Raw genomic sequence first — 14381 nt, forward strand, 5'->3', positions numbered from 1 at the left:
CTAAGAATAATAAAGGAGTGTAATTGAGAATGAATGATTGGGGAAGATTGATTACTGCAATGGCGACTCCGATGAAGGAGGACCATAAGATCGATTTTGATGCGACTGCCAGATTGGCCCGTCAGTTGGTAAAAGAGGGTACTACTGCTATTTTGGTCGCTGGAACTACCGGGGAGGGTCCCACTGTCACTGCTGATGAAAAGATGGAGCTGTTTCGTCTGGTCAAGAAGGAAACCAATGTTCCTGTTATTGCTGGCGTAGGGACCAATAATACTACGACAACAATCGAGAACTGCCTTGCCGCGGAGGCTTGCGGTGTAGATGGCCTTCTGGTCGTCGTACCCTTCTACAATAAGCCAAATCAGGCGTCTCTGTATGCTCATTTTCAGGCGGTGGAGCAGACCGTACACAGCCCCATTATGCTCTACAATGTCCCTGGACGTACTGGTACCAACATGAGCGCCGAGACCACAATCAGACTTTCCAAGCTCCCGAAGATCACCGCGGTCAAAGAGGCGTCTGGAAACCTTAGCCAGATGACAGAGATTCTGTGCGGCGTGGATCCGGAGTTCCGCGTTTATACCGGAGAAGATGCCCAGACGCTCGCCTCCCTGAGCATTGGCGCGTACGGTGTCGTGAGTGTGGCCTCTCAGATAGCCGGTCCCCAGATGGATGAGATGATTAAAAGCTATCTGAAGGGCGATGTGGAAAAAGCTGCTGCCCTACATCAGAAGCTGTATCCTCTGTTTAACGACCTATTTATGACTGCTAACCCGATCCCCGTAAAAGCCGCTTTGAACCTTCGCGGGTTTGGTAGCTCCCAGCTTCGTCTCCCCTTGACCGCCGCTTCCAGCGAAGTAATCGCCACAATGAAGAAGGATATGAAGAACCTGGGCGTTCTGTAAGGAGGTATGTCCAATGAAGAGGGTTACAGAGCATCCAATTCTGGGAAATGCGCCAGAACGAAAAACAGTTCATATCTATGTTGATGGAACGCCTTATGAGGCTCAGGAAGGAGAAATGATTGCCGCTGCTTTACTGGCATTGGGGATCTCTACGTTCCGTTATACCGAGCATAACCACAAGCCACGGGGCATTTACTGCGGAATTGGCAGATGCACCGACTGTATTATGACAGTAGATGGTGTCCCTAACGTCCGAACCTGTATTACCCCGGTTCATGATGGTATGCATATCCAAACACAGATTGGGAACGGAAAGTGGCAGGAGGGGAACAGCAATGATTGATAGGAGACTTGTTGTGATCGGTGCCGGCCCTGCTGGACTCTCTGCGGCAATCGAAGCAGCTAAAACAGGTTGCCCGGTTTTGCTAATCGACGAAAATGCGCGTCCCGGCGGTCAGCTTTTCAAGCAGATTCATAAGTTCTTTGGCTCTCGGGCTCACCATGCTGGGACCCGTGGCTACTACATCGGCACCGAACTGTTGGAAGAAACCCAGAAGCTGGGCATCGAAGTCTGGCTGAACAGTGAGGTGTGCGGCATCGAAAACGGCAATGAGATCTGGATCGTCCGGGATAAGAAAAAAAATGTGCGCGTTCGGGCAGAAAAAATCATTATTGCTACTGGTGCGACAGAAAACGCTGTTACCTTCCCTGGCTGGGATATTCCTGGTGTAATGGGAGCAGGAGCCGCTCAAACGATGATCAATGTAAATCGAGTGCTGCCCGGTGAGAAGATCATTATGGTAGGATCGGGCAATGTGGGCGTTATTGTTTCCTATCAGCTACTCCAGGCTGGGGCTGATGTGGTCGCTATTGTTGAAGCTGCGCCAAAGCTGGGGGGGTATGGCGTTCATACTGCCAAGGTCTGCCGTGCAGGCGTCCCCTTCTACACTTCCACTACAATTAAAGAGGCCTTCGGTGATAAACGCGTTGAGCGCGTTGAGCTGGTGGATTTGGATGACCATTTCCAGCAGATTCCTGGGACTGAAAGAATGCTGGAAGCGGACACAGTATGTCTGGCCACTGGGCTGACCCCCTTGACAGAGTTGGCATGGATCGCGGGGTGCCAATTTGATTTTGTGCCTGCGCTGGGCGGAAATCTTCCTATCCATAACAAAGAAATGCGTACTACAATGGAAAATATCTATGTGGCGGGCGATATCGCTGGCGTAGAGGAGGCCAGTACTGCTATGGAGGAAGGAAAACTAGCGGGTATTAATGCAGCCGCCGCATTGGGATATCTCAGTGCTGATGAGGCGGTGAAGCGGTCTGATGCCGTTTGGAACAGCCTGGATGCGCTCCGATGCGGCTATTTTGGCCAGCGCCGCAAAGATTCCAAAGACTACATGTTGAAAAAGGGAACTGAGGTGATTGGATGAATTGCAATGGTTGTAAAAAGTGTGGCCTGAAACTGACCGGGGCACCTTCTCTGGAGGAATTGAAAGTTGCAGGGCGGTTTCCCTCTGAGGAGGAGCGCATGAAGGGACCTTTGGCTGTAATCGAGTGTATTGAAGAAATTCCCTGTAATCCCTGTGAATCTGCTTGTCCTCAAGACGCGATCCATGTAGGCAATCCCATTACAAATTTGCCTGCTATCGACTATGATAAGTGCATTGGATGCGGGATATGTATCGCATGCTGCCCTGGGCTTGCTATTTGTGTCAGAGACTATACCTACAGTAGCAGCGAGGCCACCATTTCTTTCCCCTATGAGTATCTGCCTATCCCAGAAAAGGGGCAGGCGGTTAAGATGGTGGACCGTCAGGGCCAGGTCGTGTGCGACGGAATCATCCTTCGGGTGAACAATGCACCTGCCAATCACAGCACCGCTGTTGTTACTGCTGTATTTCCTAAGGAGTACTATGAGCAGGTTATCTCTATCCGTCGGCTTTAAGCTCTTATGGGACCTGTGGGTCCACAAGTAAGTGTTGCAAATGGAACTTCAGGTGTAGCCAGAACAGCAAAATTCCTATCCCCGTTTGATCTTAATGCGCGGATAGGAATTTTATTTAATCTTAACCAAGCAAAAGGAGTCTAAACATGAGAAAAATTCGTCCTGAAGAACTGACACAAAACGTCTTTGGTTTAATTGGCGATACTTGGATGCTGGTGAGCGCCGCCAGGGACGGCGTAGCGAACACGATGACTGCATCCTGGGGCGGTCTCGGTGTGCTCTTTGGGAAAAAAGTTGCTTTTCTCTTCATTCGGCCCCAGAGATATACCAAAGAGTTTATTGATGCTTCCGAAACTCTTTCATTGACATTTTTGAATGATTCATGGAAAAAAGAACTCTCCTACATCGGAAGCGTCTCCGGTAGACAAGAAGATAAGATTGCCAACACTGGCTTAGAGTTACTCTGGAAAGATGGGACACCCTATTTTGCACAAGGAAAGCTTATACTGTTCTGTAGAAAACTATATGCTCAGGAGATGGATCCCAAATGTTTTTTGGATAGTGATATCCTCAAAAGATGGTATGCTAACCACGATTTTCACACTGCTTATGTCGTTGAGATAGAGCAGGCGTTCATGTCAGAGTAGTCTGCAACCATAAGGCCCAAATAGCAACAGTACTTTTTACATTTTAACAGTTCTCCTTTGTCTATTGCCCAGAAATCATAGATGCCTTTCTTTTGCGCTTTCATTGTAGGATAGCAGATAATCCAGCAGAGAAAAACAAGGCAACCAACCCCGAACACAAAACACCATTATAATACCAATAGACTATTATTGATTTGGAGGAGGAAACTGTGTATACCGTAATTATTCCTATTATAATCCTGTTCGGCATCATCTTTATCAAAAAAATTCCAGTCATCGGCGGTAGTATTCCAATCGGACTGGCCGTCACAGGCATGGTTGCAATGCTCATTGCTGGTATATTTAACCCCATAGATTGGCTCAATTATTTTGTTGATGGTTTGAACCGCCAATCTTGGGTCATCTTTATTATTCTGATTGGCGGTTTCTACGCAGAGATGTCCATGCGTATCGGTACTCTGGACACCGTCTTGGACGTCTGCCGTTCTGCGTTTGGCAAACGGCCCAAAGGACTAGTTGTATGTATTATTATAGTCCTTACCTTTGCTGGCTCCCTTATCGGTGACGCTACCGCTGCCGGCACAGTGATAGGTATTATGATTATCGCATCTCTGGACGACCTGGGCCTAAAGATTGAGCAGACGGTATGTATCGTGGTTTGCGGTGCCTGCTTGGGTTCCATTATGCCCCCGGTTACCCAGTCTATCTTCTTGGCGTCCTCTCATGTCGGCGCCGATCCTGTTGAGGTTTCCAAGTATGCATACTTCACGGTCGGTTTCGGTGTAATCCTGATGTGTATCTACTTCTCTACCTTTGTGAAGATCAAGGTGCTTCCCGAACATCTAATTCCAAAGGAGAAAGCCAGCGAAATTCTGAAAAAGCGATGGAAGACACTGATTCCCCTGATGGTCTTGATTACACTGGTTGTGCTTCGTACCGGCTTTAAGATCGACATCGCCACCATGATTCTGGGTCCCATACTGCCTTGGCTCAGCCAGCTTCCTGTGGTCTGTGGCCTTTCAAACCTGATGGTGCTAAATATCCTAATGGCGGCCATTGTAGGACTGTTCTATAAGCCCGTCCATAAGAACTTGCCCGATGTTGCCAAAAAAGCATTCAAGATTGTTCTACCCAATATCGCCGTTCAAATGGCGGCCGCTTTGATGATTGGCGCTTTCTACAATGCAGGACAGATTGCCATCCTGACTGATTTTGCCTCTGGTCTAAACAGTCACATCATTAAGATCGGTGGTGGCCTTGCCTTGATGTTGGTCGGTATGCTAACAGGATCCCAGACCACGGCTCAAAACACTATCTTTGTACTGATGGCCCCTGTACTATTGGCCTCTGGCACCTCTCCAGTTATGCTGGCGTTAGCGGGAGCCCACTTGGCTATGGCTGGACAGGGTATGCCTCCTGCTGACTTGGCCATCTTTGTCCAGTGCGGTCTGGCCGAAGGAATTACCAAGAAGAAGGCCGATCCTATTCGGGCCATGTGTTACGCACTTCCGCAGAATCTTTATTTTGCGGCAGTCGGCTTTGCTTGCCTGTACCTCTAAATACCTGGATCTCCCAGGGACGGTAGCGGTGACACCCCAGACCTATTATCTTTTTGTAATTGGAGGCGGACTATGTCGCAGGAACTTGGTATTTTAATGCTGGACACCCATTTCCCGAGAATCAACGGAGATATTGGCAACCCTGCTACCTTTTCCTTTCCAATTCGGAAAAAGATCGTATGCGGAGCTACTCCTGCTAATATCTGCCTATCCACTGACCTTAGCCTGTTGACCCCTTTTATCCAGGCAGCTCAAGAGTTAGAGCGTGAGGGTGTCCGGGCTATCACTACAAGTTGTGGTTTTCTTGCCATCTTTCAAAAGGAATTGGCTGCGAGCGTTTCAATCCCTCTGTTTACCTCAAGCCTGATGAACGCATCGTTCATATATCCTATGTTGAATTACAATCAGAAGGTCGGCATTATTACTATCAATGAGAAGAATTTAACAGAAAAGCACCTAAATGGAGTCGGGATCGACCATATCCCAAAAGTCATATGGGGCGTTTCTGAAACCGACTTCGGAAAAGTTTTTACCGACTCCCCTGATGCGGTCCCTTTCGACTATGATGCGTTAGAACAGATCATGGTGAACGCTGCGGTCGGTTTTCAGACCGCCCATCCGGAGATTGGTGCAATCGTTTTAGAATGTACTAATATGCCACCCTTTGCCAAGGCCATAGAGATGGCGACTCATCTTCCGGTCTATAGTATAGTCTCTTTAGCGAACTATGTGATGAGCGGTGTGTCCTGACTAGTTGTATCTTTACATCACGGCAATGGTGCTTAAGAGGGTGGATATGACCACTCAATATCCACCCTCTTTACCAAGATTATATCAAACATATTTTAAGAGAGGATGTGTCTTTATGATTCCCTATCCCCAGATGTCCAGTGAGGAACGCGAGGCGGAATACCAGCACCTTTTGGCTCAATTTGAGGATCTGAAGGCTCAGAACTTAAAGCTAAATATGGCCCGTGGGAAGCCGGGCGAAGACCAGTTGAATCTGACCCGGGGCATTTTTGATATAATGAGAAGCCCGGAGGACTATCTGTCCGACGGCATTGAGGTGCGTAACTACGGTGAAATGACCGGCCTACCTGCCGCAAAGCGGCTTTTTGCCGAAGTGCTGGGTTGCAGAGAAGATCAAGTCTTTGTAGGCGGAAATGCCAGTCTGCAGCTTATGTATGATACTGTAGCCAAAGGCTATACCCACGGCCTGCTCCACTCCTCCCGCCCGTGGTGCAAAGAGGAGAAATTGAAATGGTTATGTCCTGCTCCCGGTTACGACCGTCATTTCAAAATTACAGAGTCCTTTGGATTTGAACTGATCACTGTTCCTATGACTGACAATGGACCGGATATGGACATGGTGGAAAACGCTGTAAAGGACCCAGCAGTCAAAGGCATGTGGACGGTGCCTAAATATTCAAACCCGGATGGCATAGTCTACTCCGAAGAGACCATTCGGTGTATCGCATCTCTGAAGCCTGCGGCGCCCGACTTCCTGCTGATGTGGGACAATGCTTACTGCATCCATGACCTGGAAGATGGTTGTGAGACATTGCCGGATATATTGACTCTATGCGCCTCGTATGGCAATCCCGACATGGTATTCGAGTTTGCCTCTACCTCCAAGATCACTCTGCCGGGTGCGGGAATCTCTTGCTTTGCCTGCTCGGAAGATAATATGACCTATATGAAGAAACTGCTTGATGCCCAGGTCATCAGCTATGATAAAGTGAATCAGCAACGCCATGTGCTGTATTTGAAGGACAAAGCGCACATGATAGAACTGATGCGCAAACATGCAGAGATATTGCGGCCGAAGTTTCAGTGTGTATTGGATGCCTTGAATCAGGAGATTGCTCCCTTGAACATCGCATCCTGGCGGCACCCTAAAGGTGGTTACTTCGTGTCGCTGAATGCCATGCCTGGTACTGCAAAAAGGACATTAGTACTGTGCAAAGAGGCAGGTGTTACTATGACTAATGCGGGTGCCACCTTCCCCTATGGAAAAGACCCCCAGGATAGCAACATCCGTATTGCCCCCTCCTTCCCCTCGGTAAATGAGTTGAAGAAAGCAGTTTCAGTACTGTGTGTTTGCTTAAAGCTATCGGCATTGGAAAAGTTGAATAAGCAATGAACATTTAATTAGTATTGTATTGGCTCCCGTTTGTAGTGTTGCAGTAATGAACTAGATTCAGATAATAGTGGGAACTACTACCCGTCAAGAATATAGTGAAAAATATAAGATTATACGGACAACAGTCAAGTGTTATTGGTCAAATTTGGTGTAACGAGGCACCTGCAGAATTCAAAATAGAAGCGGGGGGTCCCAGCAGGGATTTCCTGCCTCTTTTTTTGTTCGACTGTTTGCCAAGATTTTCTCCATCAAAATATGGGGGGAGATTTAGAAGGCATTCGAATTTTTCCGGAATTTTCTCTGCCGATTTTTGCATTTCTCAAAGTGGACAGAAAATTTTGGCAAAATTTCTTTTCCTGCCGCTAAATCGAACTGGAGGGTGTTCTCAGCTTAGGACTGGCCCGCATCCTTTGGGAGCTCCAGGTCGGAGCTTTCATCACCTAACTCGCGGGCTTCACCTCAATCAGATAAGCGAAAAAGATTGGCGTTGTTGATGGCTGTCTGTACAAGCGGCCCCTCCTCCCGCAAATACCAGGAGAGAGAATCTCCAATCCACAGGTTGGCTCCGTAACTCCGCCTGAGATGGCAAACTTATCTGGGTCGCATGTCGTGTAGAGTTCTTGTTATCATTCCAGAGATACTTGTTTATACGAAGCCTTACATTTATGAAAGGAACATAATGAATATGACAAAAAGTGGGCTGACCAAGGCTGGGCCTCGATTTGGGTTTTGGTGAAAGCCACTGCATCTTTTTTGTTACCACATTACAAGTTAAAAGCAAAGATGTGTTTCAAATAAGTGTCAGTCAGTAGTATATCTTAAAGAATTGTTATTTCTTGTAAAGATATACTCTATCAAATAAGGGCAGGAGTGAAGGCTCCTGCCCTTGCTTATATACCCAATCTTATATGGCAGTCATCGACTCAATTATGAGAAGTCTATCTCTTCTGCGAGCCTGTGGGTGGACTGCCGCAAACTTTCAAGCATTTTGGACAGTCCCTTCTGCGACATGCGGTTTTCCTCACCTAGAAGGGCAAGGGAGTAGCGGACTTGCCCTTCACGGTCAAAAATTGGTACTGCGACAGATGTAATGCCTGGGTCCTGTTCCGAGGTGGTGGAACAGAACCCATCTTCTCGGATCTGTTGGAGTGTCTGCTCCAGGTGCTTACGCTCCTCCTGGTCCTCCACCGAGTCGGAAAAATGGTGATCCAGTATCCTGCGTGCTTTCTCCTTTGGGAAAAAGGCTAACAACGTCTTTCCAGTGGAGCCTTTGAACAGATTTGAGGCCCGCCCAACTCGAGAGTGGACCCTGAGCATATTGTTAGATTGCACCTTTTCCATGCACACTGCTACATCATCGATCAAACCTGTGAGAACCACATCCTCATTGTATTCATCCCGTAGATCTCGCATCTCTTGAAGAATCAGATCGTCAACCGAGGTGCTATGCGTCATGGCGGATGCCAGTGTGATCAACTTGGAGCTAAGCCTATATTTTCCATTGGGGGCTTCCTGGCGTAGCCAGCCTTGATGCTCCAGCGTTTTTACCACTCGAAACACTGTGGTTTTATGCAGGTCAAGCTCCTTGCTAATTTCAGCTAAGCCAAGATATTCAACGTCTAGCTTATTATATAGCTCCAGGATGTTGGTAGCCCGAATAATAGAGTTGATATATCCGACGCCGTTCTCCGACATAGTTTTACTCCTTCCTCATTCCATCCATTTATGAAATACTATTATTATATCATGCAAAAAACAATTAGCAAATATAAACTTGTTTTTTCGCTCTTATGACTATAACCTTGCTCCTGCCAGATTTTCCTTCCGATTCTGGCTCTTTTTTAAAATTTTGCTATTTTTGTTCACTATTTTATGAAAGAATTATTTTGATTTCCCTAATTTACATAATGTTGATTGAGTTAATATTAGTTGATTTATACTAAATGATAAGATTTTTTGGCGGCGTATGCGTGTAAATTCTCTTGACTGCTCTTATTACCTTGTAGTATAATTTATTTACAATAAAGAATTGCATTTCTTTATTGTGTCTATTATATCAAAGGGAGGAACTGTAAATGAGAGTCCTGCGTTGGATGGACAAGCACTTTGAGGAAGTGCTTATGTCTGTCACCCTCATCGGAGTCGTGGTCTTTATGGCGGTCCACGTTTTTTTCCGGTATGTGTTAAAAAGCCCTTTGTCGTGGACAGAAGAGTGTACCCGGTATCTATTTATCTGGTTTACCTTCAGCGGCATAGGCTACGGCATCAAAAATGCTTCCCACATTCGCGTCAACATTATCGAAAGCTTCTGGCCCCAAGTAACCCGAGTGTTCGTCTGGATTCAGGATATAGTTACGCTGAGTTTCTTGGTGTATATGATCCCCGCTGGTCTGGGTGCGCTGGATTACTTCTACTCCAATGGGATCACTTCCCCTGGTATGCGGATGCCTTCTTGGATTTTGTATTTTTCCCTATTCTTCGGCCTGATTATGGGTGTAATTCGAATGATCCAGCGGATTATCCTCCGGGTGACGAAGCGCGATATCACTGATAAGGAGGCTGATGCGACGTGATTGGTATTATTTTTCTTGTCTTTGTAGTATTTCTGGCTCTAGGCGTACCCATCGCTTTCAGCGTGGGCTGGACCTCCCTTGTCCCATATCTGATGGACTCCGGTTTTACCGCGGATTCAGAATTCGTGTTCCGGACCATGGTCAACGGCTTAGACTCCTATGTGTTGCTGGCCATCCCCCTGTTTATGCTTTCATCTAGTATCATGGCCGCCAGCGGTATGTCTGACCGTCTATTCAACTTTTTCGCCTACTTCTTTGGGGAGCGTCCCGCCGGAATGCCCATCGCTGTGGTGATTACCTGCCTGTTTTACGGCGCTATTTGCGGTTCAGGCCCCGCCACCGTGGCCGCTATTGGCACCATGTGTATCCCCCTGCTTGTCCGTCTGGGCTATGACAAAGACTTTGTCACAGCCATGACCGCAGTATCAGGCGGACTGGGCGTCATCATTCCTCCCAGTATTCCATACATCACCTATGGCTTAGCTACGGGGGCCTCAGTGGGCGACCTGTTTATTGCTGGTTTTGCCCCCGGCATCCTCATTGCCATATGCCTGATTGCGTACGTGATGTATTACATTCGCCACCACGACACCTCCGGCCTGCGTATTAAGGAGGAGGCTGATGCGCTGAAAGCCATGGGCTTTGGGAAAGTATTTCGCCGGGGCTTCTTCGCTCTGTTTGCCCCCGTTATCATCCTGGGCGGCATCTATACTGGTATCTGCTCTCCCACCGAGGCTGCCTGCATTTCCGTGGTATACGCATTGTTGGTCGGTGTGTTTGCTTACCGCACCATCCGCTTCAAGGAGCTGGTAAGCTGCCTAATTGACACCGCCAAGACCGCTACTCCTGTTATGTTGATTCTGTGTTGTTGCACCGTGTTTGGTCGCATCCTGAATATCCTGAACGTGCCCCAAACCCTGGCTGAGATTGTCACCAGCAATATCGACTCCAAGATCCTAGTTTTGCTGGCCATTAATATATTCCTATTGTTTACCGGCATGGTCATGGATACGGTGCCTGCCATTCTGATCCTGGCCCCCATCTTCTGGCCTATTGTGCAGTCCTACGGCGTAGGTGCTGTCCACTTTGGTATTATCATGTCTGTCAACCTGGCCATCGGCTTTGTCACACCCCCTATCGGTACGAATCTGTTTGTGGCCCAGTCCCTGACCGGGACCCCAATCGCCCGTATCGCCAAAAATGCGTTGCCCTTTATAGGAATGTTCCTGATTGCACTGATGTTGATTACCTATATCCCGCAAATCAGCGAATTTCTGCCCGCTCTGCTCTCAACTAAGTGATTCCCCGCAGTATTTTGCGGTGAATAGAAATTGAAAGGAGAATATATATGCGAAAGAAATTATTGGCTCTGTCTCTTGCGTTTGGTGTTACCTTGTCCCTGGCCGCCTGTGGAGGTAACAACAACAACTCATCCAATTCTGGAGGCAACGTCAGCGGAAATGCCGGTGGCAATGGTGAAAAGATTACTATTAATATCGGCCATGGTGGTGCCGAGTCTACTGCCCAGCAGGTAGGATGCCTAGCGATGGAAGAGTATCTTGAGAACACGGGTCGCTTCACTGTCAACGTGTATCCCAATAACTCCATGGGCAGCGACGACGAGCTGTGTCAGATGGTGCAGAATGGTTCTATTGAGATGTGTCTGGCCAACTCCGTTATCGTTAACTATGTTCCTGATACTGCTGTTTACGATATGTACTTCACCTTCGACGATATTGATGCAGTAAAGGATAAGTATTCCAACAACGGCGAGTTTATTAAGACCATTGGTGAGAAGTATACTGACGTAGGTATTCACCTGGCAGGCTTTAGTATCCATGGCTTCCGTGATGTTACCGCTAACAAGGCTATTACTTCTCCGGAGGATCTGGCCGGACTGACCTTCCGCGTGCAGCAAAATGAGTACCACATCTTGGGCTGGGAGTCCTTAGGGGCCACCCCCACCCCCTTTGCCTTCAATGAGCTGTACACCGCTTTGCAGCAAGGTACCGTGGACGCTCAGGAGAATCCAATCGAGCTGATTTACTCCCAGAAGTTCTATGAGCAGCAGTCCTATATTACGCTGACTAACCATCAGCAGCAGGTCCAGCAGTGGCTGGTGAACGACGCCCTTTATCAGAGCTTGTCCGAGGAAGACCGTACTCTGTTGGATGAAGGTATCCAGGCTGGCTGTGATGCCGCTACTGAGTATGCCCTGTCCCAGGAGGCTGAGTGGACACAGGAGATTCAGGATTACGGCTGTACTATCGTGGAACTAACCGACGAGCAGCGCCAAGCTTTTGTTGATCGCATCCAACCCCAGTGGGATGCTATTAAGGCAACTGTTGACCCCGCCGTTTATGAGGCTTATCTTGCCTGAGTCTCGCCCCATATGATTACCGATGCAGGGCCTGATTTGCGGACCACCGGAAATCAGGCCCCGCATTTCAAAAATGGAAAGGAAGGGATTATGTCATGCGCATTCTAATCATCAACCCGAACAGCGATGAGAATACTGACCGTCTGATGGCGGAGAAAGCAAAGAACCTGGCGCTTCCCGGAGTAGAAGTAGACGTTACTCATGTCACCCGGGCGCCCAAGTTAGTCGCTTCCTATGAGGACCAGGCCATTTCTGGCGAGGAGATGATGGAGATCGTCCGCGGCCGTGGCCAGGACTATGACGCTTTCGTAGTAGCCTGTCATTCCGACCCCAATTTAGATTTGGTCCGGGAAATTACTGATAAACCGGTAGTTGGTATTGCCGAGGCGTCCATCAAGATCGGTGCCGCCATGGGCAACGGCTACGCCGTCATTTCGCCCGGACCCAAGTCCATCTCTAAGAAGATTGCCTTGGCTCGCAAGTACCACTGCGACGATTTATTGCGCACTATTAAGGTTTCTCGTAGCGATGACAAAGAGGATCTACTGAAGGCTGCACAGGAGGCCCGCAAGGAGTTTGGTGTAGACGTGATTGTGTTGGGCTGTGCCAATTACACCACAGCTGATGGCTATATCGAGCGTGAGCTGGGCTGCCCCGTATTGGACGGTGTAGCGTGTGCCCTATTTCTGGCGGCCGGGCTAGTTAGCTATCAAAAGTGCAAGCGCAAATTTTGAAGATTTCGAAACATCCTATTGTGACTCAATTTTTATGAGGAGGAAAGAGTTATGCTGGATTTAGTAGTTAAGAATGGTAAGGTGTATGTGGATGGTAGCTTCCGGGAGTGTGATGTGGGCATCAAGGACGGGAAGTTTGTTCTCGTTGGTATGTCCGGCACCCTGCCAGAGGCACAACGCACCATTGATGCGACGGGCAAGTATGTAATTCCCGGCGGTATCGATACCCATGTCCATTACCGTGACCCCGGGCACTGGGAGCGTGAAACCTTTGAGGTTGGATCTCGGGCGGCTGCGGCTGGCGGCTGTACCACCTTCTTTGAGCACCCTATTTCTATGCCCCCCCAGTGGAAGGCTGAGATTCTTCAGAATCGTCTGGATATTTGTACTGGTAAGGACTCTCCAGCTAATGATCGCCATGAAAAGGGTGTATGCGTAGACTTCTGTTTCTATGGTGCCGCAGGTGGTCAGCACCCCGAAGCTATTGAACCTTTGTCCCATGCCGGTATCGTCGCCTATAAGACCTTTCTGCACGACGCCCCCGAAGGCCGTGAGCAGGAGTTTGAGGGCCTGACCAGCGCGAATAATGATCAGCTCTACCGGGTGCTCCAGGAGGTTAAGAAGACCGGTCTGCCCCTGGCTGCTCATGCCGAGGACAACGAGTTGGTCACTGGATTTATCAAGCACCTGCGCGAAGAGGGATGCCAGGGCGAGAATATTGCTCACTGCTTGTCCCGGCCTCCCATTGTGGAGATTGAGGCCATATCCAAGATGCTAAAGTTTGCCAAGGATGTGGGCTGCCCCATCGAACTGGTCCATGTATCTTCTTGGGAGGCTATGGAGCTGGCTAAGCAGGCCAAGGCCGAGGGTCAAAAGGTATTTGTAGAGACCTGCCCCCACTACTTGCTATTGGACGAGAGCTATGTGGAAAAGTTCGGTGCCTACGCTAAATGCAACCCTGCCCTGCGTAAGAAGGAAGAAGTAGAGAAGTTGTGGGACTACGTCCTAGACGGCACTGTAGACTTCATTGGCAGCGATCACAGCCCCTATCTGGTTTCTGAGAAAGATAAGCTGGATAAGAACGGTAACAAGGACATCTTTCTTTCCCCTGCCGGTTTCCCGGGCATCGACCTGCGCCTGCCTCTGATGCTCACCGAGGCCAAGAAGGGCCGCGTGTCCATGGAACGGGTGGTGGAGCTGCTGTGTGTCAACCCCGCTAAGTGCTTCAACATCTATCCTCAGAAAGGTACTATCTCCGCTGGAGCCGATGCTGACTTGGTTATTGTAGATATGGGGCATGAGCATACTTTCCAGGCCAAGGACAGCTACTCTCAGGCGCGGGACACTATGAAGGTGTTCGAGGGCTGGAGGCTAGGCTGCTCTGTGGATTATACCGTGGTTCGCGGACGTGTAGTGGTGGAGAATGGCGTGGTGGACGAAAGTGCCGCTGGCTGGGGCCAAATGGTAACTCCTAACAAGAAAGGATGAG

At 48.7% G+C, this 14381-nt stretch carries 14 protein-coding genes; 13 read left to right on the forward strand and 1 reads right to left on the reverse strand.

What is annotated here, in order from left to right:
• Nucleotides 1-29 precede the first annotated feature (29 nt).
• The 8 genes from dapA (at nt 30) to H8S11_RS02100 (ending at nt 7205) form a co-directional block, all read left to right on the forward strand.
• A complete protein-coding gene (dapA, locus tag H8S11_RS02065) occupies nt 30-905 on the forward strand; it encodes a 4-hydroxy-tetrahydrodipicolinate synthase (protein ID WP_186852009.1) in 876 nt (291 codons plus the stop codon).
• A gap of 13 nt (nt 906-918) precedes the next feature.
• Nucleotides 919-1248 carry a (2Fe-2S)-binding protein gene (locus H8S11_RS02070; RefSeq protein WP_186852010.1) on the forward strand — a complete coding sequence of 110 codons (330 nt, stop codon included), beginning with the start codon at nt 919-921 and terminating at the stop codon, nt 1246-1248.
• The gene (locus H8S11_RS02075; RefSeq protein WP_186852011.1) at nt 1241-2341 is read left to right on the forward strand and encodes an NAD(P)/FAD-dependent oxidoreductase; all 1101 of its coding nucleotides are present in this window, start codon (nt 1241-1243) and stop codon (nt 2339-2341) included. The genes H8S11_RS02070 and H8S11_RS02075 overlap by 8 nt, the downstream gene beginning before the upstream one ends.
• A 98-nt stretch (nt 2342-2439) precedes the next feature.
• Entirely contained in the window at nt 2440-2856 is a 417-nt protein-coding gene (locus tag H8S11_RS02080) for an NADH-quinone oxidoreductase subunit I (protein ID WP_243200890.1), read from the forward strand.
• 146 nt (nt 2857-3002) lie between these two features.
• Nucleotides 3003-3503: a flavin reductase gene (locus tag H8S11_RS02085; protein WP_186852013.1), complete on the forward strand. Its 501-nt coding sequence runs from the start codon at nt 3003-3005 to the stop codon at nt 3501-3503.
• A 209-nt stretch (nt 3504-3712) separates the two neighbouring features.
• Nucleotides 3713-5062 carry a TRAP transporter large permease subunit gene (locus H8S11_RS02090; protein WP_186852014.1) on the forward strand — a complete coding sequence of 450 codons (1350 nt, stop codon included), beginning with the start codon at nt 3713-3715 and terminating at the stop codon, nt 5060-5062.
• 72 nt (nt 5063-5134) lie between these two features.
• Nucleotides 5135-5812 carry an aspartate/glutamate racemase family protein gene (locus H8S11_RS02095; RefSeq protein WP_186852015.1) on the forward strand — a complete coding sequence of 226 codons (678 nt, stop codon included), beginning with the start codon at nt 5135-5137 and terminating at the stop codon, nt 5810-5812.
• A 115-nt stretch (nt 5813-5927) separates the two neighbouring features.
• Nucleotides 5928-7205: an aspartate aminotransferase type Ic gene (locus H8S11_RS02100; protein ID WP_186852016.1), complete on the forward strand. Its 1278-nt coding sequence runs from the start codon at nt 5928-5930 to the stop codon at nt 7203-7205.
• A gap of 927 nt (nt 7206-8132) precedes the next feature.
• Here the strand turns inward: H8S11_RS02100 and H8S11_RS02105 are convergent.
• On the reverse strand, nt 8133-8900 hold the full coding sequence (locus tag H8S11_RS02105; protein WP_147572036.1) for an IclR family transcriptional regulator: 768 nt from the start codon (nt 8898-8900) through the stop codon (nt 8133-8135).
• Nucleotides 8901-9280: 380 nt separating this feature from the next.
• Here H8S11_RS02105 and H8S11_RS02110 point away from each other — a divergent pair, with 380 nt between their 5' ends.
• The 5 genes from H8S11_RS02110 (at nt 9281) to H8S11_RS02130 (ending at nt 14380) form a co-directional block, all read left to right on the forward strand.
• Nucleotides 9281-9778 (forward strand): TRAP transporter small permease, encoded by a 498-nt coding sequence (locus H8S11_RS02110; RefSeq protein ID WP_147572037.1) that lies wholly within the window; start codon nt 9281-9283, stop codon nt 9776-9778.
• Nucleotides 9775-11079, forward strand: a complete 1305-nt coding sequence (locus H8S11_RS02115) for a TRAP transporter large permease (protein WP_147572038.1) — start codon at nt 9775-9777, stop codon at nt 11077-11079. The genes H8S11_RS02110 and H8S11_RS02115 overlap by 4 nt, the downstream gene beginning before the upstream one ends.
• A 47-nt stretch (nt 11080-11126) precedes the next feature.
• On the forward strand, nt 11127-12158 hold the full coding sequence (locus H8S11_RS02120; RefSeq protein WP_186852017.1) for a TRAP transporter substrate-binding protein: 1032 nt from the start codon (nt 11127-11129) through the stop codon (nt 12156-12158).
• A gap of 95 nt (nt 12159-12253) precedes the next feature.
• Nucleotides 12254-12892: an aspartate/glutamate racemase family protein gene (locus H8S11_RS02125; RefSeq protein WP_147572040.1), complete on the forward strand. Its 639-nt coding sequence runs from the start codon at nt 12254-12256 to the stop codon at nt 12890-12892.
• 51 nt (nt 12893-12943) lie between these two features.
• Nucleotides 12944-14380 carry a dihydroorotase gene (locus tag H8S11_RS02130; RefSeq protein WP_147572041.1) on the forward strand — a complete coding sequence of 479 codons (1437 nt, stop codon included), beginning with the start codon at nt 12944-12946 and terminating at the stop codon, nt 14378-14380.
• Nucleotide 14381 lies beyond the last annotated feature (1 nt).

This window comes from Flintibacter hominis (assembly GCF_014287965.1).
GTDB lineage: Bacteria > Bacillota > Clostridia > Oscillospirales > Oscillospiraceae > Lawsonibacter > Lawsonibacter aceti.

What these genes read in the sequence shown, in the direction of transcription:
- dapA (WP_186852009.1), top strand. Translation starts at nt 30, where the DNA reads ATGAATGATTGGGGAAGATTGATTACTGCAATGGCGACTCCGATGAAG.
- H8S11_RS02070 (WP_186852010.1), top strand. Translation starts at nt 919, where the DNA reads ATGAAGAGGGTTACAGAGCATCCAATTCTGGGAAATGCGCCAGAACGA.
- H8S11_RS02075 (WP_186852011.1), top strand. Translation starts at nt 1,241, where the DNA reads ATGATTGATAGGAGACTTGTTGTGATCGGTGCCGGCCCTGCTGGACTC.
- H8S11_RS02080 (WP_243200890.1), top strand. Translation starts at nt 2,440, where the DNA reads ATGAAGGGACCTTTGGCTGTAATCGAGTGTATTGAAGAAATTCCCTGT.
- H8S11_RS02085 (WP_186852013.1), top strand. Translation starts at nt 3,003, where the DNA reads ATGAGAAAAATTCGTCCTGAAGAACTGACACAAAACGTCTTTGGTTTA.
- H8S11_RS02095 (WP_186852015.1), top strand. Translation starts at nt 5,135, where the DNA reads ATGTCGCAGGAACTTGGTATTTTAATGCTGGACACCCATTTCCCGAGA.
- H8S11_RS02100 (WP_186852016.1), top strand. Translation starts at nt 5,928, where the DNA reads ATGATTCCCTATCCCCAGATGTCCAGTGAGGAACGCGAGGCGGAATAC.
- H8S11_RS02105 (WP_147572036.1), bottom strand. Translation starts at nt 8,900, where the DNA reads ATGTCGGAGAACGGCGTCGGATATATCAACTCTATTATTCGGGCTACC.
- H8S11_RS02110 (WP_147572037.1), top strand. Translation starts at nt 9,281, where the DNA reads ATGAGAGTCCTGCGTTGGATGGACAAGCACTTTGAGGAAGTGCTTATG.
- H8S11_RS02120 (WP_186852017.1), top strand. Translation starts at nt 11,127, where the DNA reads ATGCGAAAGAAATTATTGGCTCTGTCTCTTGCGTTTGGTGTTACCTTG.
- H8S11_RS02125 (WP_147572040.1), top strand. Translation starts at nt 12,254, where the DNA reads ATGCGCATTCTAATCATCAACCCGAACAGCGATGAGAATACTGACCGT.
- H8S11_RS02130 (WP_147572041.1), top strand. Translation starts at nt 12,944, where the DNA reads ATGCTGGATTTAGTAGTTAAGAATGGTAAGGTGTATGTGGATGGTAGC.